General features: G+C 66.7%; 18 protein-coding genes. 12 read left to right on the forward strand and 6 right to left on the reverse strand.

Annotated elements, in window-relative coordinates:
- The first annotated feature begins 45 nt into the window (after window positions 1–45).
- A complete protein-coding gene (locus AC3WT0_RS00120; RefSeq protein ID WP_492750466.1) occupies window positions 46–1,074 on the forward strand; it encodes an aspartate-semialdehyde dehydrogenase in 1,029 nt (342 codons plus the stop codon).
- Window positions 1,075–1,181: 107 nt separating this feature from the next.
- Here the strand turns inward: AC3WT0_RS00120 and AC3WT0_RS00125 are convergent, their stop codons facing one another.
- From AC3WT0_RS00125 to AC3WT0_RS00135, 3 genes are read right to left on the reverse strand one after another with little or no spacing between them, the layout of a single operon-like run.
- Window positions 1,182–2,732, reverse strand: coding sequence for a DHA2 family efflux MFS transporter permease subunit (locus tag AC3WT0_RS00125; protein ID WP_492750469.1), 1,551 nt, complete (start codon window positions 2,730–2,732; stop codon window positions 1,182–1,184).
- Complete coding sequence (locus AC3WT0_RS00130; protein ID WP_492750470.1) at window positions 2,722–3,792, reverse strand: HlyD family secretion protein; 1,071 nt, start codon at window positions 3,790–3,792, stop codon at window positions 2,722–2,724. Before AC3WT0_RS00130 ends, AC3WT0_RS00125 begins: the two co-directional genes overlap by 11 nt.
- Window positions 3,785–4,246, reverse strand: coding sequence for a MarR family winged helix-turn-helix transcriptional regulator (locus tag AC3WT0_RS00135; RefSeq protein ID WP_492750471.1), 462 nt, complete (start codon window positions 4,244–4,246; stop codon window positions 3,785–3,787). Before AC3WT0_RS00135 ends, AC3WT0_RS00130 begins: the two co-directional genes overlap by 8 nt.
- Before the next feature lie 112 nt (window positions 4,247–4,358).
- Between AC3WT0_RS00135 and AC3WT0_RS00140 the strand changes: the two genes are divergently transcribed.
- The 3 genes from AC3WT0_RS00140 to AC3WT0_RS00150 are packed head-to-tail and all read left to right on the forward strand — an operon-like array spanning window position 4,359 to window position 7,435.
- Entirely contained in the window at window positions 4,359–4,796 is a 438-nt protein-coding gene (locus AC3WT0_RS00140; RefSeq protein ID WP_492751170.1) for a GFA family protein, read from the forward strand.
- A complete protein-coding gene (locus AC3WT0_RS00145; RefSeq protein WP_492750473.1) occupies window positions 4,793–5,536 on the forward strand; it encodes an alpha/beta fold hydrolase in 744 nt (247 codons plus the stop codon). Before AC3WT0_RS00140 ends, AC3WT0_RS00145 begins: the two co-directional genes overlap by 4 nt.
- Window positions 5,537–5,596: 60 nt before the next feature.
- A complete protein-coding gene (locus AC3WT0_RS00150) occupies window positions 5,597–7,435 on the forward strand; it encodes a M2 family metallopeptidase (protein ID WP_492750475.1) in 1,839 nt (612 codons plus the stop codon).
- Between the two features lie 201 nt (window positions 7,436–7,636).
- On the opposite strand, the gene AC3WT0_RS00155 is transcribed toward AC3WT0_RS00150, so the two are convergent.
- The 3 genes from AC3WT0_RS00155 to AC3WT0_RS00165 form a co-directional block, all read right to left on the reverse strand.
- Window positions 7,637–9,091 carry an AMP nucleosidase gene (locus AC3WT0_RS00155; RefSeq protein ID WP_492750476.1) on the reverse strand — a complete coding sequence of 485 codons (1,455 nt, stop codon included), beginning with the start codon at window positions 9,089–9,091 and terminating at the stop codon, window positions 7,637–7,639.
- A 40-nt stretch (window positions 9,092–9,131) separates the two neighbouring features.
- Window positions 9,132–9,443, reverse strand: coding sequence for a hypothetical protein (locus AC3WT0_RS00160; RefSeq protein ID WP_492750478.1), 312 nt, complete (start codon window positions 9,441–9,443; stop codon window positions 9,132–9,134).
- A 108-nt stretch (window positions 9,444–9,551) separates the two neighbouring features.
- A complete protein-coding gene (locus AC3WT0_RS00165) occupies window positions 9,552–10,034 on the reverse strand; it encodes a peroxiredoxin (protein ID WP_492750479.1) in 483 nt (160 codons plus the stop codon).
- Window positions 10,035–10,138: 104 nt separating this feature from the next.
- Here AC3WT0_RS00165 and AC3WT0_RS00170 point away from each other — a divergent pair, with 104 nt between their 5' ends.
- The 8 genes from AC3WT0_RS00170 to AC3WT0_RS00205 all read left to right on the forward strand — a co-directional run bounded on the left by AC3WT0_RS00170 (window position 10,139) and on the right by AC3WT0_RS00205 (window position 20,830).
- Window positions 10,139–10,699 carry a YqgE/AlgH family protein gene (locus AC3WT0_RS00170; protein ID WP_492750481.1) on the forward strand — a complete coding sequence of 187 codons (561 nt, stop codon included), beginning with the start codon at window positions 10,139–10,141 and terminating at the stop codon, window positions 10,697–10,699.
- 74 nt (window positions 10,700–10,773) lie between these two features.
- Window positions 10,774–11,277, forward strand: coding sequence for a hypothetical protein (locus AC3WT0_RS00175; RefSeq protein WP_492750482.1), 504 nt, complete (start codon window positions 10,774–10,776; stop codon window positions 11,275–11,277).
- A 95-nt stretch (window positions 11,278–11,372) separates the two neighbouring features.
- A complete protein-coding gene (ahcY, locus tag AC3WT0_RS00180; RefSeq protein ID WP_492750483.1) occupies window positions 11,373–12,818 on the forward strand; it encodes an adenosylhomocysteinase in 1,446 nt (481 codons plus the stop codon).
- Between the two features lie 151 nt (window positions 12,819–12,969).
- Window positions 12,970–16,245, forward strand: a complete 3,276-nt coding sequence (locus tag AC3WT0_RS00185; RefSeq protein WP_492750484.1) for an amidohydrolase family protein — start codon at window positions 12,970–12,972, stop codon at window positions 16,243–16,245.
- Window positions 16,246–16,306: 61 nt separating this feature from the next.
- Window positions 16,307–18,655, forward strand: coding sequence for a PAS domain-containing sensor histidine kinase (locus AC3WT0_RS00190; protein ID WP_492750485.1), 2,349 nt, complete (start codon window positions 16,307–16,309; stop codon window positions 18,653–18,655).
- On the forward strand, window positions 18,652–19,095 hold the full coding sequence (tsaE, locus tag AC3WT0_RS00195) for a tRNA (adenosine(37)-N6)-threonylcarbamoyltransferase complex ATPase subunit type 1 TsaE (protein ID WP_492750487.1): 444 nt from the start codon (window positions 18,652–18,654) through the stop codon (window positions 19,093–19,095). The genes AC3WT0_RS00190 and tsaE overlap by 4 nt, the downstream gene beginning before the upstream one ends.
- Window positions 19,092–20,069, forward strand: a complete 978-nt coding sequence (locus AC3WT0_RS00200; RefSeq protein WP_492751171.1) for an aminoglycoside phosphotransferase family protein — start codon at window positions 19,092–19,094, stop codon at window positions 20,067–20,069. Before tsaE ends, AC3WT0_RS00200 begins: the two co-directional genes overlap by 4 nt.
- Window positions 20,066–20,830: a nucleotidyltransferase family protein gene (locus AC3WT0_RS00205; RefSeq protein WP_492750489.1), complete on the forward strand. Its 765-nt coding sequence runs from the start codon at window positions 20,066–20,068 to the stop codon at window positions 20,828–20,830. Before AC3WT0_RS00200 ends, AC3WT0_RS00205 begins: the two co-directional genes overlap by 4 nt.
- Window positions 20,831–20,897 lie beyond the last annotated feature (67 nt).

The following is a 20,897-nucleotide window of genomic DNA, read 5'->3' on the forward strand; positions in this document are numbered from 1 at the left end:
GGTCCAGCAAGCGTAATGACGCGCGCGCAAATGATGGAGTGGACGATGGGTTATCGTGTCGTAGTCGCGGGCGCCACCGGCAATGTCGGGCGCGAAATGCTGAACATCCTCGCCGAGCGTGAATTTCCGCTCGACGATATTGCGGTGCTCGCATCCGCCCGCTCGACCGGCGACGAGATCGAGTTCGGCGAGACCGGAAAAATGCTCAAGGTCAAAAATATCGAGCATTTTGACTGGAAAGGCTGGGACATCGCGCTCTTCGCGATCGGGTCGGAAGCGACGGCGATCTATGCGCCCGTCGCTGCCGCCGCCGGCTGCACGGTGATCGACAATTCGTCGCTCTATCGCATGGACCCGGACGTGCCGCTGATCGTGCCCGAGGTGAATCCCGAGGCGATCGACGGCTATCGGAAGAAGAACATCATCGCCAACCCCAACTGCTCGACCGCGCAGATGGTCGTCGCGCTGAAGCCGCTTCACGATGCGGCGAAGATCAAGCGCGTCGTCGTCTCGACCTACCAGTCGGTCTCGGGCGCGGGCAAGGCGGGGATGGACGAACTGTTCGAACAGTCGCGCAACATCTTCGTCGGCGACCAGGTCGAGCCGCACAAGTTCACCAAGCAGATCGCCTTCAACGTGATCCCGCACATCGACAAGTTCCTCGATGACGGCTTCACCAAGGAAGAGTGGAAGATGGTCGTCGAGACCAAGAAGATCCTCGATCCCAAGGTGAAGGTGGTCGCCACCTGCGTGCGCGTGCCGGTCTTCGTCGGCCACTCGGAAGCGATCAACATCGAGTTCGAGGAAGAGATTTCGGCCGAGGACGCGCAGAAGATCCTCCGCGAGGCGCCGGGCGTCATGCTCGTCGACAAGCGCGAGGATGGCGGCTACGTCACCCCGATCGAATGCGTCGGCGATTTCGCGACCTTCGTCAGCCGCGTGCGCGAGGACCCGACGGTCGACAGCGGCCTCGTGCTCTGGTGCGTCAGCGACAATCTGCGCAAGGGCGCGGCGCTCAACGCCGTCCAGATCGCCGAACTGCTCGGCCGCCGCCACCTCAAGAAGGCGGCCTAGGCGGGAAGGGGAGTCGTCGACCTCGGCGGCTCCCACCTTGCCCTTCTGGTAAAGGAAAGGCCCCGTCGCGCGTGAGAGCAGCGGGCTGCAATCCCGCCGCTTTCCCCTTACTCCATCACCGCATGCGCCGGGTCTGGCTTGGCGGCCGGGCCCTTGGGCCTGCGCAGCAGCATCACCAGCGGGATGGTCACCAGCGTCACGATCGCCATCATCTTGAAGTCGTCGAGATAGGCGATCATCAACGCCTGCCGGTTCACCTCGGCGTCGATCATCGCCATCATCGAATCGCCTGCGCTGCCCATCGCCAGTGCGTCGGTCGGGTCGATCGAGGGCAGGCTGAAGGCGGTGATATGCCCGGCCAGATCCTGATGGCTGGTCTGCACATTGCGCGTCAGCATGAAAGTGACGATCGAGATGCCCGCCGACGATCCGATGCTGCGCAACAGGTTGAGCAGGCTCGCGCCTTCGGGGCGGTAGCGAGGGTTCAGCGTGGCAAAGGCGCTCATGTTGAGCGGCATGAACACCAGCCCCATGCCCAGCCCCTGGATGAAGCCGCTGGCGACGATCAGGTGCCAGTCCATGCCCAGCGACCATGTCGTCATCTGCCACAGCGATGCGGCCGCGACGGTCATCCCCGTGCCGATCAGGATGCGCGGATCGACCTTGCCGGTCAGCCGCCCCGCCACCCACATGCTCATCAGCACGCCCACGCCGCGCGGCGCGAGCAGCACGCCGGTGTCGATCACCGGGTAGCCCCATAAAGTCTGCAGCATCGGCGGCAACAACGCCATCGTCGCATACATCATCAGCCCGGTGACGAGCATGAAGAACATCGCGGTCAGCAGGTTGCGGTTGGCGAGCATCGCGCGATCGAACATCGGGTGCGGCGCGGTCAGCAGGTGGACGACGAACATCCACGCGGCCGCCGCGGCGACGCCGGCCTCGACGATGATCTCCCACGACGAGAACCAGTCCTGCTGCTGCCCGCGATCGAGCATGATCTGGAACGCCGACAGCGCAAGCCCCAGCAACGAGAAGCCGATCAGGTCGAATCGTCGCTTGACCAGCGGCCGCGACGGCAACAGCCACCACATCAGCGCCACGGTCACGATACCGACGGGCACGTTGACGTAGAAGCACCAGCGCCAGTCGAAATTGTCGGTCAGCCAGCCGCCGAGCACCGGCCCCATGATCGGGCCGATCATCACGCCCATGCCCCACACCGCCATGGCGGACGCCTGCCGGTGCGGTGGATTGATGTCGAGCATCACCGTCTGCGACAGCGGGTTGATGAACGCCGCCGATATGCCCTGCAGCGCGCGGAACAGCACCATTTCCTCAAGGCTGGTCGCGATGCCGCACAGCATCGATGCGATGACGAAGCCGATGGCCGAGAAGATGAACAGGTTGCGCGACCCCACCCGGTCGGACAGCCAGCCCGTCACCGGCATCGCGATCGCCGAGGCGACGATGTAGCTCGTCAGCACCCAGGTGATCGTGTCGGTCGTCGCGTTCAGGCTCGCCTGCATGTGGGGCAGGGCGACGTTGGCGATGGTGGTGTCCAGGATCTGCATCACCGTCGCCATCATCACGGCGACGGTCAGGATGCCGCGATGCTTCGTCTGAAGCGCCGCGCCGTGCTCGGGCTCAGCGGCCATGGTCGCCGGTGTCGACCTTCACATGCGCGCTCTGGCCGGCGATCAGCTGGCGCCTGGAGGCATCGTCGATCGCGATGCGCACGGGCACACGCTGCGTCACCTTCACCCAGTTGCCATTGGCGTTCTGAGCGGGGAGTACCGAGAATTCGGAGCCGGTGCCGGCGCCGATGCTCATAACATGGCCCTTCAGCTTGAGGCCGGGATAGGAATCGACCTCGACCTCGGCGGGCTGGCCGACGCGCATATGGGCAAGCTGGGTTTCCTTGAAGTTCGCCTCGACCCAGGAATTGCCGCTGATGACGATGCTGACGGCGGGCAGGCCCGTGATCATCATCTGGCCGACCTGCAGCCGTTCGGACTGGCTGACCTGCCCCGAAACCGGCGCGCGCATGTCGGTGCGCACAAGGTCCAGCGCAGCCTTGTCGCGCTGTGCGATCGCGGCGGCGATCTGCGGGTTCACGCCGGGCACCGCCGATCCTGTCGCCAGCTTGGCCTTCGCTTCGGCGGCGGCCGATACGGCGTTCTGCAACTGGACGCGCGCCTGCTCCAGCGCGTGCTGCGACTGCTGGAGGCGGGCAAGGGTGGTGAAGCCCTGCTTCTTCAGCGCGACCTGCCGGTCATAGTCTTCCTGCGCATTCTGGATCGCGTCGCGCGCACCCAGGATATCGCCCTGCTTGGCGTCGTAGCTCGACCTGAGGCTGGTCACGTCGACCTGCGCGGTGGCGATGGCGGCGTTCGCCTGCTCCAGCGCGATGCGATAGGGTTCGGGATCGATGCGGAATAGCAGGTCGCCCTGCTTGACCATCTGGTTCTCGCGCACGTTGACCGCCACGATCCGCCCGCCGACGTCGGCGCTGACCGAGACCTTGTCCTGCTGGACATAGGCATTGTCGGTCGAGACGTAGCGGCCCGAGGTCAGCCAGATATAACCGCCCACGGCGAGCAGCAGCAGCGGCAGCGCCAGCATGATCGCGGCGCGCGGCACGCGGCGGCGCGGCTTCAGCTCGGCGGGCGCGTCGGCCTTGGAATCGGCGACGATGGGGCGATCGGCGTCAGCCATGTTTTGCGACTTTCGTTGAACTGTCGGGCGCGTCGCCGCCTGCGGTCAGTCGCGCGCGCATGATTTCGAGAATGGCGGTGGCGCGGTCGCGCTCCTCGTCGCTGATCCCGGCCATCACCTCGTCGACCAGCGCGTCGCCCAGCAGGCGCAACTCGGTCAGCAGCGGCTGGGCCTTGTCGGTCAGGTAGAGCAGCCAGGCGCGACGGTCGCGCGGGTCGGGGCGGCGCTCGACCATGCCGGCTTCCTCAAGCCGGTCGACCATGCGGCCGATGGTGATCGGCTCGACGTCGATCAGCTCGGCAAGCGTTCCCTGGTTGGCGCCTTCGTTGCGCGAGAGGGTGAAGATCAGCTTCCACTGCGCGCGCGTGACGCCGATGGCGCGTGCGCGCTCGTCGAAGCGCCGCCGCATCAGGCGCGATACGTCGCCGATCAGGAACGTGAAGCTGTCACCCACAAGGACGAATATAATAAGCTATATATATTATATCAAGTGAAGGTTGTGTAACGGCGTCGCCAAATGCGTTCTTCCCCTGATAAGCTGGCAGGCAAGGAGAACGCGCATGTCCATGATGACCGGCGGCTGCCAGTGCGGCCGCATCCGCTACGAAGCAGAGATCGACGGCGACGACGCCTATCTGTGCCATTGCCGGATGTGCCAGCGCGCGACCGGGGGCGTGTCGATCGCCTTTCGCAACGTCGCGCGCGCATCGCTGCGCTGGACGACGCAGGAGCCGGAGCGCTATGCCTCCTCGCCCATCGCCCGGCGCGGCTTCTGTTCCGCCTGCGGCACGCCCCTGACCTTCGAATATGACGAGGGAGACAAAATGGACCTGACCGTCGGCAGTTTCGACGATCCGTCGCGTTTCGTGCCGCGCCACCATTTCGGCGCGGAAAGCCTGTACGAAGCCTGGCTCGACACCGGCGGCCTCGGTCGCACGCGCTGCGACGAATATCAGGCGCTCGTCGATCGCTGGGTCAAGGCGACAGGGGCGATGCCCGCGTGACCGAGTATTTCACTGCGTCCGATGGCGTCCGCCTGGCCTGGCACGAACGCGGCGAAGGCCGACCCGTCGTCCTCATCCACGGCTTCATGTCGAATGCGATGACCAACTGGGTGCGCTACGGCCATGCCGCCGCCATCGCCGACCGGGGCTTCCGCGTGATCATGCCCGATCTCCGCGCGCATGGTGATAGCGACAAGCCGCACGATCCCGCGCATTACCCGCCCGACGTCCTCGCCGACGACGGCTTCGCGCTGATCGAGCATCTCGGCCTCACCGACTATGATCTCGGCGGCTATTCGCTCGGCGGCCGCACCGTGGTGCGGATGCTGATCCGGGGCGCGAAGCCGCGCCGCGCCGTGGTCGCCGGCATGGGGCTGCAGGGGCTGACCGGCGCGACCCGGCGCCGCGCCCATTTCGAGCATGTCCTGCGCAATCCCGGCACGTTCGAGCGCGGCACGCCCGAATGGAATGCCGACAATTTCCTGAAGGCGACCAAAGGCGATCCGATCGCGCTGCTCAACGTGATCGAGACTTTCACCGATACGCGCGTGGAGGAAATCAGCGCGATCCAGACGCGCACGCTCGTCCTCACCGGCGACGAGGATTATGACAACGGCTCCTCCGCCGATCTTGCCGCAGCGCTCCCCCATGCCGAGCTTCAGGTCGTCCCCGGCGGCCATATGAGCGCCGTCGTCAAGCCCGAGCTTGGACAGGCGATCGCCGACTTCCTCGCGGCTTGACCGTCGCGCCGGGGGCGATCAGTCTCCGGCGCAACGATAAGGACTCTTCAGGGGAACAAGATGAAAGCCATGATCTCGACGCTCGCGCTCGCCGCGTCGCTGGCGCTCGCCACCTCGTCGCCGGCGCAGCAGCAGGCAGCGCCTACCGTTGCCCAGGCCGATGCCTTCGTCGCTTCGGCGGAAAAGGAATTGTTCGATTTCTCGGTCGATGCGGGCCGCGTCGCCTGGATCAATTCCACCTACATCACCGACGATACCGACGCGATCAATGCCATCTATTCGGAAAAGGGCACCGACATGTCGGTGCGTCTCGCCAAGCAGGCGGCCGAATATCAGGCGCTCCCCGGCCTGTCCTTCGATACCAAGCGCAAACTGGACATCCTGCGCGGCGGGCTCGTGCTGCCCGCGCCGACCACGCCCGGCGCCGCGAAGGAACTGGCCGAGATCACGACGCGCCTCGCCTCGACCTACGGCAAGGGCCGCGGCACGCTCAAAGGCAAGGAGATTAGCGGCAGCGACATCGAGGCCGCCATGGGCACCGATCGCGATCCCGACGACCTGAAGGAGATGTGGACGAGCTGGCACGACAATGTCGGCAAGCCGATGCGGCAGGATTATGCGCGCATGGTCGTCATCGCCAATCAGGGCGCGAAGGAACTTGGTTACAGCGATGTCGGCGCGATGTGGCGCGGGCAATATGACATGTCGCCTGAGGAGTTCGCGAAGCTCACCGACAAGCTGTGGGCCGAGGTGAAGCCGCTCTACGATCAGCTCCACTGCTACACGCGCGCCAGGCTCAACGCGAAATATGGCGATGCCGTCCAGCCCAGGACCGGGCCGATCCGCGCCGACCTGCTCGGCAACATGTGGGCGCAGGAATGGGGCAACATCTACCCCATCGTCGCGCCGCCGGGGGCCGGCGACATCGGTTATGATGTCGGCGACCTCCTCAAGGCGAAGAATTACGACGCGCTGAAGATGGTCCGCACCGGCGAGGGCTTCTATTCCTCGCTCGGCTTCGCGCCGCTGCCCGACAGCTTCTGGAAGCATTCGATGTTCCTGAAGCCCGCCGACCGCGAAGTGATCTGCCATGCCTCGGCGTGGGACGTCGACAACAAGGACGATCTGCGCATCAAGATGTGCATCAAGGTCAATGCCGACGACTTCACGACCATCCACCACGAGCTTGGCCACAATTATTATCAGCGCGCCTACAACAAGCAGCCGCCGCTCTACCTCGGCGGCGCCAACGATGGTTTCCACGAAGCCATCGGCGATTTCGTCGCGCTGTCGATCACGCCCGACTATCTGGTGAAGATCGGCCTGCTCGATCCCGCCAGGGTGCCGAGCGCCGACAAGGATATCGGCCTGCTGCTGCGCCAGGCGATGGACAAGGTCGCCTTCCTGCCCTTCGGCCTGCTCGTCGACAAATGGCGGTGGGATGTGTTTGCGGGCAACATCCAGCCCGCCGACTACAACAAGGCGTGGACGGCGATGCGCCTCAAATATCAGGGCATCGTGCCGCCGTCGCCGCGCGACGACGCGACCGCCTTCGATCCGGGCGCCAAGTTCCACGTTCCGGGCAACACGCCCTACACGCGCTATTTCCTCGCCCGCATCCTCCAGTTCCAGTTCTACGAGGCGGCGTGCCGGCAGGCGGGATGGAAGGGCCCGCTCCACCGCTGCTCCTTCTACGGCAACAAGGAAGTCGGCCAGCGCCTGAACGCCATGCTGGAAATGGGCATGTCAAAACCCTGGCCCGACGCGCTCGAGAAGTTCACCGGATCGCGCGAGATGAGCGGCAAGGCGATGCTTGCTTACTTCCAGCCGCTTGTCGCCTGGCTGAAGGAACAGAATAAAGGGCAGCAGTGCGGCTGGGTCAGCAGCGCCGCCGACTGATCGACCGCCCGTCATTGCGAGGAGGCGAAGCCGACGAAGCAATCCAGACGATGCCCCGGGCATCGCGCGGCTGGATTGCTTCGCTACGCTCGCAATGACGGAGAAAACGCAGGACCGCCCGCCATCCTCCGTTCGGGCTGAGCCTGTCGAAGCCCTTTCCTTCCTCTCCGCCAGACCGGCTTAGAGATAGCAGGCCCGCCCTTATCTGAACGGCGGCTCGTTGAAGGCGCGGAGCTTGCGGCTGTGGAGCTTGGCGCCTTCGCGGCGCAGTTCCTCGCAGGCTTCGATGCCGATGCGGATATGCTCGCTGATCGCGCGTTCGTAGAAGCGGTTGGCCTGTCCGGGCAGCTTCAGCTCGCCGTGGAGCGGCTTGTCCGACACGCAGAGCAGGGTGCCGTAGGGCACGCGGAAGCGATAGCCCTGCGCCGCGATCGTCGCCGATTCCATGTCGATGCCGACCGCGCGCGACAGCGAGAAGCGCAGCGCCGATTTGGTGAAGCGCAGTTCCCAGTTGCGGTCGTCGGTGGTCACGATCGTCCCCGTGCGCAGCCGGCGCTTGAGCGCGTCGGGCGTCTCGCCCGAAACCGTTTCCGCCGCGCGCGCCAGCGCCTGCTGGACCTCGGCGATCGCCGGCACCGGAATCTCGGGCGGCAGCACGTCGTCGAGGATATGGTCGTCGCGCAGATAGGCGTGGGCCAGCACATAGTCGCCGATGCGCTGGCTGGGGCGCAGCCCGCCGCAATGGCCGATCATCAGCCACGCCTCGGGCCGTACCACGGCGAGGTGATCGGTGATCGTCTTGGCGTTGGACGGGCCGACGCCGATGTTGACCAGCGTGATGCCGCCGCGGCCGGGGGCGATCAGGTGATAGGCGGGCATCTGGTGCCGCCGCCATGCGCTGTCGGTGATGACCCGATCGGGATCGGCGTCATCGGCGGTGACGAACAGCCCGCCAGCGCCCGACAGCGCGGTATAGCCCTTGTCCGCCTTCACCTCGTTGCACGCCCAGCGCACGAATTCGTCGACATAGCGGTGATAGTTGGTGAACAGCACATAGCGCTGCACATGCTCGGGCGGGGTGCCGGTATAATGGCGCAGCCGGGCGAGCGAGAAATCGGTCCTCAGCGCGTCGAACAGCGCGAGCGGACGCGGGGCGGCGTCGTCGGCGGCGGGCAGGCCGTCGGCGATCTCGTCGCCGATATGGGCAAGCTCGGTCGCGGGGAACCAGCGCGCCAGCTCGGTCGGCGCGACGCTTTCCAGCGCGATCTCGTGGCCGGGATCGAGCACATAGGGGAAGGGGATTTCCTGCCGGCTGCGCCCGACCTCGATCGTCACGCCATAATCGTTGATCAGCAGGTCGAGCTGCTCGACCAGATAGTCGCGGAAGATTTCGGGTCGCGTCACCGTCGTCGCATAGCGGCCCGGTGCGGTCAGGCGGCCGAAGGAGCGCAGCGGCGGGGGCAGGGCGGGGCCGTCATCGCCATGATAGGTCAGCCGCAACTCGGGATAGGCGAAGATGCCGTTGGCCCGCGCCGCCGGATCGGGCTTGATCCCGCGCGCAACGAAGTCCTCGATCGCCGAGCGGAGCGCGGCGACGGCCTCCGAATAGATGTGGTTGAGCTGGTTGAGGATCGCTTCCGCGCTTTGTTCTGTCATGGACGAGGTCTAGCCCCCGTCCATGACAGCCACAAGATCGCTATGCGGTCGGCGTAGTCGCGGGCGCCTGGGCAAGGTCTGGCTCGTCATCCTCGAACTCGGTGGTGCGGTGGGCGGCGAGGCGGGTTCCGCCATAGACTGCGGCCGCCGCCGTCGCCGCCACGCCGCCGACGATCGCGGCCGTCGCATAGGGGCGCTGCCTGGCAAAATCGACTGCCTGATGGAGCAGTTCGTTCGCCTGTTCGCGCAGCTCGCCGGCGCGATCGACGATGTCGGCGCGCAGAGCCGCGCCCTTTTCCTGCGGGGTCATCACGCTGCGGTTGGCGGCGGGAATGATCGGATCCTCGTTCATGGTCTGGGCTCTCCTTTCACGCGAACATGACAAGGGCCCAACGAGCATATCGTCCGATCTTTCCCGCCCGCGCGACGAAATGTGCGATCCGCGCTGCCGGTTAAATCATCAAAGCTGCGTCAGCATATGTTCGGCCGAGCTGACGTTGAAGTCGCCCGGCGCTTCGACGTTGAGCGCGGTCACCACGCCGTCGTCGATGATCATCGAGAAGCGCTGGCCGCGCGTGCCGAGGCCGAACTTCGATCCGTCCATCTCCAGCCCCACGGCCTTGGCGAAGGCGCCGTTGCCGTCGGCGAGCATCGTCACCTTGCCTTCGGTGCCCGCGCTCTTGCCCCACGCGCCCATCACGAAAGCGTCGTTGACGGCGGTGCAGGCGATCTCGTCGATGCCCTTGGCCTTCAGCTCCTCGGCCTTGTCGACGAAGCCCGGCAGGTGGCGCGCCGAGCAGGTGGGCGTGAAGGCGCCGGGCACCGAGAAGAGCGCGACCTTGCGGCCCTTGAAGAAGTCAGCCGAATCGACCTGCTCGGGGCCGGATTCGCCCGCCTTCACGAAGCTGGTCTGGGGAAGCTGGTCGCCGGTCTGGATGGTCATAGCGTCTCTCCTTGAAAAATCTGCGCTGGCTTAGGTCGTGCGGTGCGCGCGCCGCGTCAAGTCGGGCATGACGCGCGCCGCCGCTTCGGTCTATGATCGCTGCGATGGACGCTTTCATGTCAACCGTAGGCAAGCTGTTGCTCGCCATGCCGGGAATCGGCGATCCGCGTTTCGAGCGCTCGGTGATGATGATGTGCGCGCATGACGAAGGCGGGGCGCTGGGTATCGGGATCGGCAGGCTCGCCGCGCGCGTCAGCTTCCACGATCTGCTCGAGCAGTTCGAGATTCCGGTCGGCGTCGCGCCCGATCGTCCGGTGCTGCTCGGCGGCCCCGTCGATCCGCAGCGGGGCTTCGTCCTGCATAATGATGGCTGGGAAGGCGAGGATACGATCAGGATCGAGGGCGGATGGGCGCTGACCGGGACGATCGACGTGCTGCGCGCGATCGCCGAGGGAACGGGGCCTGAGCGCTGGCTGGCCACGCTCGGCTATGCCGGCTGGTCGCCCGGCCAGCTCGACGAGGAGCTGACGCGCCATGGCTGGTTCGTCGCGCCCGCCAGCGACGCGCTGCTGTTCGAGGCGAAGGTCGAGAGCCGCTGGCGGCAGGCCTTTCTCGCCGCCGGGATCGACAGCCGCATGCTCGTCGCCAGCCCGGGCGCGGCCTGAGCGCCATTAACCGATTATAGACGAATGCGGCGCACCATCGGCCAGCTGGAGTCATCCGGCCGGGGGGTGGGGCAATGCGGACTTTTTCGGGATTCGTGGCGGCTGGCGCAGCGCTGGCGATGGCGGCGACGCCGCTTCAGGCGCGCTGCTGGGACGAGGCGTCCGTCGTGGCCGCCAAGACGCGCGAACTGGACACCATGTTGATGGTTTCAGCGCTGCGCTGTCGCAAGGACGCCGCCAGCTTCCTTGCCGACTATAATCATTTCGTGCGGACCAGCCGCCCCGCGCTGCTCGAGATCAACGCCAAGCTGAAAGCGCATTTCGACGAGGGCCGTGGCCAGCGCGCGACCCTCGATGCGTTCGATTCCTACATCACGGCGGTCGCCAACCGCTATGGCGCGGGCAGCGACGGGCTGTCCTGCGAGGATTTCGGCTGGATCGCCAAGGCTGCGGTCGGCGCGGCGGGATCGGCGGCGCGCCTCGCCGAAATCGCCGAAATCTCGCGGATCGAACCGGTGCTGCCCGAGGGCCGCTGCAGTGATCGGGGATCGAGCCTGACGATCGCCGCGCGGCGCTGACGCAGCGTCGTTGCCGGCACGAAATTACATATAAGGATATCTTTATATTTGCCTTGGCGCGCCGGGGCGGTTAAGGGGCCGGCGCAACGGCCGCCATGATCGCGGTCAGGATTCCAAGGAGACCGCTAGTGGCTACCGCCCCCGCCGCGTCGTTCGACGACTATGTCGTGAAGGACATCAACCTCGCCGATTTCGGCCGCAAGGAAATCGAGATCGCCGAGACCGAGATGCCCGGCCTGATGGCGCTGCGCGCCGAATATGGCGCCGCCCAGCCCCTCAAGGGCGCGCGCATCACCGGTTCGCTCCACATGACGATCCAGACGGCGGTGCTGATCGAGACGCTGACCGCGCTCGGCGCCGAAGTCCGCTGGGCCTCGTGCAACATCTTCTCGACGCAGGATCACGCTGCTGCTGCGATCGCGGCCGGCGGCACCCCGGTCTTCGCGATCAAGGGCGAGACGCTCGAGGAATATTGGGACTATGTCGTCCGCATCTTCGACTGGGGCCAGGACACGGTCTGCAACATGATCCTCGACGACGGTGGCGACGCCACCATGTTCGCGCTGTGGGGCGCGCGCGTCGAGGCTGGCGAAGCGCTGTTCACGCCGTCGAACGAGGAAGAGGAAATCTTCGCCGCGACGCTGAAGAAGTTCCTCGCAGAGCGTCCGGGCTACCTCACCAAGACCGTCGCGGCGATCAAGGGCGTGTCGGAAGAGACCACCACCGGCGTCCACCGTCTTTACGAGCTCGCCAAGAAGGGCAAGCTGCCTTTCCCGGCGATCAACGTGAACGACAGCGTCACCAAGTCGAAGTTCGACAACCTCTATGGTTGTAAGGAATCGCTGGTCGACGCGATCCGTCGCGGCACCGACGTGATGCTGGCCGGCAAGGTCGCGGTCGTCGCGGGGTTCGGCGATGTCGGCAAGGGTTCGGCCGCTTCGCTCCGCAATGGCGGGGCGCGCGTGCTGGTCACCGAAGTCGATCCGATCTGCGCGCTGCAGGCGGCGATGGAAGGCTATGAAGTCGTGACGATGGAAGAGGCCGCGCTGCGCGCCGACATCTTCGTCACCGCGACGGGCAATGCCGACATCATCACCGTCGATCACATGCGCGCGATGAAGAACATGGCGATCGTCTGCAACATCGGCCACTTCGACAGCGAGATCCAGATCGGCGCCCTGTCCAACTTCAAGTGGACCGAGATCAAGCCGCAGGTCGACGAGGTCGAGTTCCCCGATGGCAAGAAGATCATCATCCTGTCGAAGGGCCGTCTGGTGAACCTGGGCAACGCCACGGGCCACCCGTCGTTCGTGATGTCGTCGAGCTTCACCAACCAGGTGCTCGCGCAGATCGAGCTGTGGACCAAGAGCGGCGAATATAAGAACGAGGTCTATGTCCTCCCGAAGCATCTCGACGAGAAGGTGGCGGCGCTCCACCTCGAGAAGCTGGGCGTGAAGCTGACCACGCTGACCCAGAAGCAGGCCGACTATATCGGCGTGCCGGTCGAAGGCCCGTTCAAGCCCGATCATTATCGCTACTGATCGGCCTTTTCGGCTCTGAACGAAATGTGGCGCGCGCCCTTTGGGGTGCGCGCCATTTTTCTTGGGGTCGCCGCCGCGCAGGATTGACGCCGCCCGCCGCGCGCGCTCTTTCGTCGCAACCCGGACTCGGGGCGGTAAAGGGGCGACAATCATGCGTTATGCGGTGACGGCGGTTTTGGCGGCGGTGCTCGGGGCGACGGGGGCTGGCGCGCAGACCGCGCCCGCGAAGGACGCCAAATCCGCTAGGTGGGACGTCAACGCGCCTCCCGGCCAGACCATCCGCGACGTGAAGATCGACACCGACGAAGGCACCTGGATGGATGTCGACGTCAGCCCCGACGGCAAGACCATCGTCTTCGATCTGCTCGGCGACATCTACACCATGCCGATCGCGGGCGGCACGCCCACGCGCATCGCCGACGGGCTCGAGTTCGACACGCACCCGCGCTGGTCGCCTGACGGCAGGCGGATTGCCTTCACTTCGGATCGCGGCGGCGGCGACAATATCTGGATCATGAACGCCGACGGCACCGACAAGCGGCAGGTGACCAAGGAGGATTTCCGCCTCCTCAACCAGCCGAGCTGGAGCCCCGATGGCCGTTACATCGTCGCCAAGAAGCATTTCACCACGGGCCGTTCGCTCGGCACCGGCGAGGTGTGGCTCTATCACGTCTCGGGCGGCGGCGGCGTCGTACTGGTCAAGCGCGCCAGCGAGCAGAACCAGAAGGAGCTTGGCGAGCCGACCTTCGCGCCCGACGGCAAGCATATCTATTACACGCGCAACATCACGCCCGGTCCGATCTTTGAATATGCGCAGGATTCCAACACCGCGCTGTTCGCGATCGAAAGCTATGACATCGATACCGGCGAAGTCGCGACGATCGCCGACGGCCCGGGCGGAGCTGTGCGCCCCGCGCCGTCGCCCGACGGCAGGAAGATCGCCTTCGTTCGCCGCGAACGCGCCAAGTCCAAGCTCTATGTGAAGGATCTGGCGAGCGGCGAGGAGCGCAAGGTCTATGACGCGCTCGATCAGGACATGCAGGAAACCTGGGCGGTCCAGGGCGTCTATCCCAACATGTCGTGGACGCCCGATTCGCGCAGCATCGTCTTCTGGGCGGGCGGCAAGATCCGTCGTGTGAATGCCGACGGCACCGGCGCCGCCGAAATCCCCTTCCATGTCAGCGACACGCGCGGGCTCATCGATCCGCCCCAGCCCAAGACGCCGATCGGCACCGATAGTTTCGAGGCGAAGATGCCGCGTTGGGCAAGCGTCGCGCCCGATGGCTCGCAGGTCGTCTTCGAAAGCCTGGGCAAGCTTTATGTGAAGGACATGGCGAGCGGAAAGCCGCGCCGGCTGACCAAGGGCGAAGGGCGCGAGCTCTGGCCGTCCTGGTCGCGCGACGGCAAGCAGCTCGTCTTCGTCGAATGGACCGATGCGGGGGCGGGGCTGGTCAAGACGGTCTCGGCGACGGGGGGCACCGCCAAGGCGGTCACCACCCGGCCGGGCCATTATGCCGTCCCGCGCTTCTCGCCCGACGGCAAGACGATCGTCTTCGAAGCGCGCCAGAGCGAAGGCCTGACGACGAGCAAATGGCAGGACGAACCGGGCGTCTACAAGGTCGCGGCAAGCGGCGGCGCTCCCGCCCTCGTCGCCAAAGGCGGGTCAGATCCGCAGTTCGGCGCGGACAATGACCGCCTGTTCATGGGCAAGGGCGGCCGCGGCGGGCGCAAGCTCGTCAGCACCGATCTCAATGGCCAGGCCGAGCGCGTCCATGCCAATGGCGATCTGGTGACGAGCTACACCGTTTCGCCGCGCGGCGATTTCGTCGCCTTCCGCGAGAATTACGAAGCCTTCGTGATGCCGCTGCTTCCGGGCACGCAGGATGTCGGCGCCGGCGCGCGCGGCAGCGGCCTGCCCGTCACGCGGGTCAGCGGCGACGGCGCGGACTATTTCAACTGGTCGAACGGCGGCAAGACGCTCAACTGGAGCCTCGGCCCGATCGTCTACAGCGCCGATGTCGCGACGATGTTCGCCAATGCGCCGGCTGCTGACGGCGCCGCATCGCCCAAGTTCGTCGCGCCGAAGACCGGCGTTTCGCTCGAACGCACGGTCGAGGCGGACAAGCCCAAAGGCACCTTTGCGCTCGTCGGCGCGCGCGTCGTCACGATGAAGTCGGCCGATGGCGGGATCATCGACGACGGCGTCGTCGTGGTGCGCGGCGATCGCATCATCGCGGTGGGCAAGCGCGGCGAGGTCGAGATTCCCGGCGGCGCCAAGTCGATCGATATGGCGGGCAAGACGATCATCCCCGGCCTGATCGACGCCCACGCCCACGGTCCGCAGGGTGAGGACGAGCTGGTTCCCGAACAGAACTGGTCGTCGATCGTAAACCTCGCGCTCGGCACCACGACCATCCACAACCCCTCGGCGCGCGCGGGCGAGATCTTCGTCGCGTCGGACATGCAGAAGGCGGGGCTCAACCTCGCGCCGCGCATCTTCTCGACGGCGGAGGTCGTCTATGGCGCGAAGGCGCCGGGCGTCTATGCGCAGATCGACAGCATCGACGATGCGCGCAACCATGTCCGCCGGCTGAAGCAGGAGGGCGGATACAGCGTCAAGAATTACAACCAGCCGCGCCGCGACCAACGCCAGCAGATCCTCGCCGTCGCGCGCGAGGAGAATATGATGGTGGTCGCCGAGGGCGGTTCGCTGTTCAACCTCGACATCACCCACATCGTCGACGGCAACACCAAGCTGGAGCATAATTTCCCGCAGAGCGTGCTCTACAAGGACGTGGTCGAGCTCTTCTCGCAGAGCAAGGTCGCCTACACGCCGACGCTGGTCGTCACCTTCGGTGGCCCGGCCGGCGATCCCTATTGGCGCGCGCATACCGATGTGTGGAAGCATCCGCTGCTGACCAGGCACGAGCCGCCCTCGATCCTCGATCCGGGCAGCGTGCGCCGCATGATCGCGCCCGAGGACGACTATGTCGATCAGATCAACGCGCGCGAAGCGCACAAGCTGGCGCTGGCGGGCGTTCCCGTATCGATCGGCGCGCATGGCCAGGAATCGGGGATCGGCTCGCACTGGGAGCTCTGGTCCTTCGTGCGCGGCGGCATGACGCCAGTGGAAGCGCTCCGCGCCGGCACGATCGAATCGGCGATCTCGCTGGGCTACGAGAAGGATGTCGGCTCGCTCGAACCCGGCAAGCTCGCCGATCTCGTCGTCCTCGATGCCGATCCCACGGTCGATATCCGCAACTCGGACAAGATCAGCCGGGTGATGCTGGGTGGTCGCCTCTACGACAGCGCGACGATGAACGAGGTCGATACCGGCAACTGGAAGCGCAAGCCCTATTGGTGGGAACTCGGCGCTGCCGGGGGCGCCGCGCCGGTCGCCAGGCCGGTCTCGCGCGACGTTGACTGACGGGCCATTCAAAGCCCCGCGCTTGCGATATGCGGGCGTGGGGCTCTAGACACTTGACCCGATGGCGGGCGCGGCTTCCTCGGTAGAATTGATCGTCGGCATCGTGCTGGCGCTGTGGCTGATCGGCGCGGGCTGGATGCTGCTCGCCGGCCTGCGCCTGCGCCGTGGCGCGCATGAGGCATCGCGCCGCGCCGATCGGCTGGCCCAACTCGTCGATTCAGCGCCCGCCTTGCCCCTCGTCGTGCGCGCCGACGGGCGGATCGAGGCGCCCGAGCGGCTCGGCGACTGGCTCGGTCTCGCGCGCCTGCCCAATTTCCTCAGCGACCTTTCCTCGACGGATGGCGGCCTCAATCCCGAGGATGCCGCCGCGCTGGCACGTGATGTCGGCGCGGCGCAGAAATCGGGCAAGCCCTTCACGCGCGGCGTCCGCGCCCAGAAATCGGCGCGCACCCTGCTGCTGCGCGGCGCGCCCGCACCCGCCGGGCTCGGCGCGCCGGGATCGGTCATCATCTGGTTCTTCGACGCGACCGAGAGCCAGGCCGAGATCGGCCGGCTGGGCGAGGAGGCCAAGCGCCTGTCGCGCGCCTTCGGGGCGCTTTCGGGGCTGATCGAGGCTTCGCCCGTGCCGATGTGGCACCGTGCCCCCGACCTCCGCCTGACGCTGGTCAACGGCGCCTATGTGAAGGCGGTCGAGGCGAATGATGCCGACGAGGTCGTCGCGCGCGGGCTCGAGCTTGTCGAGATGACCGGCGGCCGCAGCCCGCTCGCCATGGCGGCGGCGGCGCGCGACGCGGGCGAGCCGGTGACGCGCATGGTCCCCGCGACGATCGGCGGCGAGCGGCGGATGCTCAAGGTCGTCGACGTGCCGCTGGGCGATGCCGGCGTTGCGGGCTTTGCGATCGACGTCGACGAGCTCGAACAGGCGCGCGTCGCCTTCCGTCGCTTCGCCGAGGCGCAGCGCGAGACGCTCGATCGCCTGTCGGCCGGGGTCGCGCAGTTCGGTCCCGATCGCAATCTGATCTTCTCCAACCAGCCTTTCCAGCGCCTGTTCGGACTGAAGGCCGAATGGCTCGCCGAGCGCCCCGAATTCGATCGCCTGCTCGATCGGATGCGCGAGGCCGGGCGCCTGCCCGAGGCGCGCGACTATCGCGCCTGGCGCGAGGAACGGCGCGGCTGGTTCACCGATGCCAATGGGCAGGAGGAAAACTGGCTGCTCGCCGGCGGCGTCCATCTCCGCGTCGTCGCACAGCCGCTGCCCGATGGCGGCCTGCTCGTCATCTTCGAGGACCGCACCGAGCAGGTTGCGCTGTCGAGCGCGCGCGACACGCTGCTCCAGGTCCGCACCGCGACCTTCGACAATCTGTTCGAGGCGATCGGCGTGTTCGCCGCCGACGGCAAGCTCCACATCTGGAACAACAAGTTCCGCGAGGTCTGGGATTTCGACGAGGCGCTGCTCAACGCGCACCCGCGCGTCGATCAACTCGCCGAGGCGGCGGCGCGCAAGCTCACCAATCCCGCGCGCGGCGGCATGATCCGCGAGCTCGTCCGCGTCGCGACGGTCGAGCGCAAGCAGCGCAGCGGCCGCGTCGCGCTCAAGGACGGGCGGCATTTCGAGTTCGCGGCGGTGCCGCTGCCCGATGGCAACGCGCTGTTCACGATGCTCGACATCAGCGACAGCCGGCGCATCGAAAGCGCGCTGCGCGACCGCAACGAGGCGCTCGAGGCCGCCGACCGCGTCAAGACCGCCTTCGTCGCGAATATGAGCTACGAGCTGCGCACGCCGCTCACCTCGATCGGCGGTTTCGCCGAGATGCTGGCGGGCGGCTATGCCGGCAAGCTCGAGCCGACGGCAAAGGACTATGTCGGCGCGATCCTCGAATCGGTCGCGCGTCTCGGCACCCTGATCGACGACGTGCTCGACCTCACCCAGAGCGAGGTGAGCGGGCTGCCGCTGGAGCGCAAGGCCGTCGATCTCGCCAAGCTCGCGGCTGACGCAGCGGCGGGGGTTGCGACGCTGGTCGCAGAGAAGCGCATCGATTTCGACGTCCAGATCGCGCCATCGGTCGGCAGCGTGCAGGGGGACGCGCGCCGCCTGCGGCAGGTGCTCGATCATCTGCTGCGCAATGCGATCGGCTATACGCCGGTCGAAGGGCGCGTGCTCCTCTTCGCCGACGGCGAGGATGGTGCGGCGCGGCTTGTCGTGTCGGACAATGGCCCGGGCATGGACGCCAAGGCGCAGGCGCGCGCCTTCGATCGCTTCTCGCGCGCCGACGGCGATCGCGACGAATCGCCGTCGCTCGGGCTCGGTCTCCCGCTCGCGCGCCAGTTCGTCGAGGCGCATGGCGGCACGCTCAGCCTGCTGTCCGAACCGGGGCAGGGGACGGCGGTCTCCGTCGAGCTGCCGCGATGATCCTCGCCGATGAAGCCGAGGCGCGCGCGCTGGGGCAGCGGATCGCGGGGCTGCTCCGCATCGGCGACGTTATCGCGCTCAAGGGCGATCTCGGCGCGGGCAAGACGACGCTGGCGCGTGGCATCCTTGCCGCGCTCGGCCTCGAAGGCGAGGCGCCGAGCCCCACTTTCGCGATCGTCCAACCCTATGATCCACCGATGGTGCGCCTGCCCGTCCTCCACGCCGATCTCTACCGGATCGAGGATCCCGACGAGCTTTACGAGCTGGGGCTCGACGAAGCGCGGACCGACAGCGCGCTGCTGATCGAATGGCCTGAACGCATGGGTGATCAGCTCTGGGCGGACGCGCTCATCCTGACGCTCGAACCCGACGCCTCGGGCGGCCGGCGCTTGACAGCGGCGGTGCCGGCGGCTTGGGGGGATCGATGGCCGCCCAAATGATTCCTCCAGCCGCCGCGGCCGATTTCCTCGCCGCCGCCGGCTGGCCAGACGCCCGTATTCTCCCGCTTGCCGGCGATGCGAGCTTCCGCCGCTATTTCCGCATCGTCGATGGCGATCGCCGCGCCGTGCTGATGGATGCGCCGCCGCCGCACGAGGATCCCCGGCCGTTCCTCAAGATCGCGAAGCATCTCGACGAGATCGGCTTTTCCGCGCCGCGCACGCTTGCCGCCGATCTGGTCAACGGGCTGGTGCTGATCGAGGATTTCGGGGACGCGCGGATGCGCGAGACCGTCGACGAGACGCCGGCGCGCGAGCATGACATCTACGCTGCCGCCGTCGATCTGCTCGTCGCGCTCCACCGCCATCATGCCGCCGATCTGCCGCCCTATGGCCGTTCCGAATATCTGCGCGAGGCGAAGCTGCTGACCGAATGGTTCGCCCCCGCCGCCGGGCTCGACGTCGACGCGGCAGGCTACGAAGCGGCGTGGGACGACGTGCTGGCGCCGCTCTATCCCGAAAGCGCGCGGAGCGTGACGGTGCTGCGCGACTATCATGCCGAGAATATCATGCTGATCCCCGGCCGCGAAGGATCGGCGGCGCTCGGCCTGCTCGATTTTCAGGACGCGCTCGCCGGCCACCCGGCCTACGACCTCGTCTCGCTGCTGCAGGATGCGCGGCGCGACGTGCCGCAGGCGATCGAGGCGGAAATGCTCGCCCGCTATGTCGAGAAGGCGCAGCCCACCGGCGATTTCGAGGCCGCCTATGCGCTGCTCGGTGCGCAGCGCAACGCCAAGATCGTCGGCATCTTCACCCGCCTCTGGAAGCGCGACGGCAAGGAACGCTATCTGTCCTTCCTGCCGCGCGTCTGGACCTATCTGGAACGCGATCTGGCGCATCCGGCGCTCGCGCCGGTCAGAGCGTGGTTCGACGCCAACATTCCGGACGGAAAGCGCGCGGGCGCCCGCCTGACATGATTGGCGGGATACGCAAGCCGCTCGAAATCCGGCTCGATACCGTTTGCCCGCCGCTTAACGTGGCGATGGTGATGGCGGCGGGGCTGGGCAAGCGGATGCGCCCGCTCACCGCGACGCGCCCCAAGCCGATGGTCGAGGTGGCGGGCAAGCCGCTCATCGATCATGCGCTCGATCGCCTGCGCGCGGCCGGCGTGAGCCGCGCCGTGGTCAATGTCCATTATCTGGCCGACGCGATCGAGGCGCATCTGCGCAAACGCACCGACGGTCTGCAGATCGACATTTCCGACGAACGCGCTGCGCTGCTCGAAACCGGCGGCGGGCTCAGGAAGGCGCTGCCGCTGCTCGACGAGGATCCGATCCTCGTCGTCAACAGCGACAATCTGTGGGTCGACGGCCCGGGCGACACGCTGCGCATGCTCGCCGCGCGCTGGGACGATGCGACGATGGACGCGCTGCTTCTCCTCGTCCCGCTGGCGCGCGCCAATTGCCATGACGGGCGCGGCGATTTCCACATGGATGCGCTGGGGCGGCTGAGCCGGCGGCGGGCCGGCAAGGTCGCGCCTTTCGTCTATACCGGCATCCAGCTCATCTCGCACCGCCTGTTCGCCGATGCGCCCGACGGCGCTTTCTCGACCAACATCTTGTGGAACAAGGCGATCGAAGCGGGCCGCGCCTACGGCTTCGTCCATCAGGGCCTGTGGTTCGACGTCGGCACGCCGCCCGCGGTGCGCAAGACCGAGGCGATCCTGGCGAACGAATAGCTGCCGGGTCAGGGCTTGATCCGGCTAAACTGGATCAGGTTCGGCCCGTGCCGCTTCCACGCCGGTG

The sequence above is a fragment of the Sphingomonas sp. EU05-FHT14C10 genome (assembly GCF_058790595.1).

Excerpts from the sequence above, each read along its gene's own strand:
- AC3WT0_RS00200 (WP_492751171.1), top strand. The coding sequence starts at position 19,092 with ATGATTCCTCCAGCCGCCGCGGCCGATTTCCTCGCCGCCGCCGGCTGG.
- AC3WT0_RS00165 (WP_492750479.1), bottom strand. The coding sequence starts at position 10,034 with ATGACCATCCAGACCGGCGACCAGCTTCCCCAGACCAGCTTCGTGAAG.
- AC3WT0_RS00130 (WP_492750470.1), bottom strand. The coding sequence starts at position 3,792 with ATGGCTGACGCCGATCGCCCCATCGTCGCCGATTCCAAGGCCGACGCG.
- AC3WT0_RS00190 (WP_492750485.1), top strand. The coding sequence starts at position 16,307 with ATGGCGGGCGCGGCTTCCTCGGTAGAATTGATCGTCGGCATCGTGCTG.
- AC3WT0_RS00140 (WP_492751170.1), top strand. The coding sequence starts at position 4,359 with ATGATGACCGGCGGCTGCCAGTGCGGCCGCATCCGCTACGAAGCAGAG.
- AC3WT0_RS00170 (WP_492750481.1), top strand. The coding sequence starts at position 10,139 with ATGGACGCTTTCATGTCAACCGTAGGCAAGCTGTTGCTCGCCATGCCG.
- ahcY (WP_492750483.1), top strand. The coding sequence starts at position 11,373 with ATGATCGCGGTCAGGATTCCAAGGAGACCGCTAGTGGCTACCGCCCCC.
- AC3WT0_RS00120 (WP_492750466.1), top strand. The coding sequence starts at position 46 with ATGGGTTATCGTGTCGTAGTCGCGGGCGCCACCGGCAATGTCGGGCGC.
- AC3WT0_RS00175 (WP_492750482.1), top strand. The coding sequence starts at position 10,774 with ATGCGGACTTTTTCGGGATTCGTGGCGGCTGGCGCAGCGCTGGCGATG.
- AC3WT0_RS00150 (WP_492750475.1), top strand. The coding sequence starts at position 5,597 with ATGAAAGCCATGATCTCGACGCTCGCGCTCGCCGCGTCGCTGGCGCTC.
- AC3WT0_RS00160 (WP_492750478.1), bottom strand. The coding sequence starts at position 9,443 with ATGAACGAGGATCCGATCATTCCCGCCGCCAACCGCAGCGTGATGACC.
- AC3WT0_RS00155 (WP_492750476.1), bottom strand. The coding sequence starts at position 9,091 with ATGACAGAACAAAGCGCGGAAGCGATCCTCAACCAGCTCAACCACATC.
- AC3WT0_RS00185 (WP_492750484.1), top strand. The coding sequence starts at position 12,970 with ATGCGTTATGCGGTGACGGCGGTTTTGGCGGCGGTGCTCGGGGCGACG.
- AC3WT0_RS00125 (WP_492750469.1), bottom strand. The coding sequence starts at position 2,732 with ATGGCCGCTGAGCCCGAGCACGGCGCGGCGCTTCAGACGAAGCATCGC.
- tsaE (WP_492750487.1), top strand. The coding sequence starts at position 18,652 with ATGATCCTCGCCGATGAAGCCGAGGCGCGCGCGCTGGGGCAGCGGATC.
- AC3WT0_RS00205 (WP_492750489.1), top strand. The coding sequence starts at position 20,066 with ATGATTGGCGGGATACGCAAGCCGCTCGAAATCCGGCTCGATACCGTT.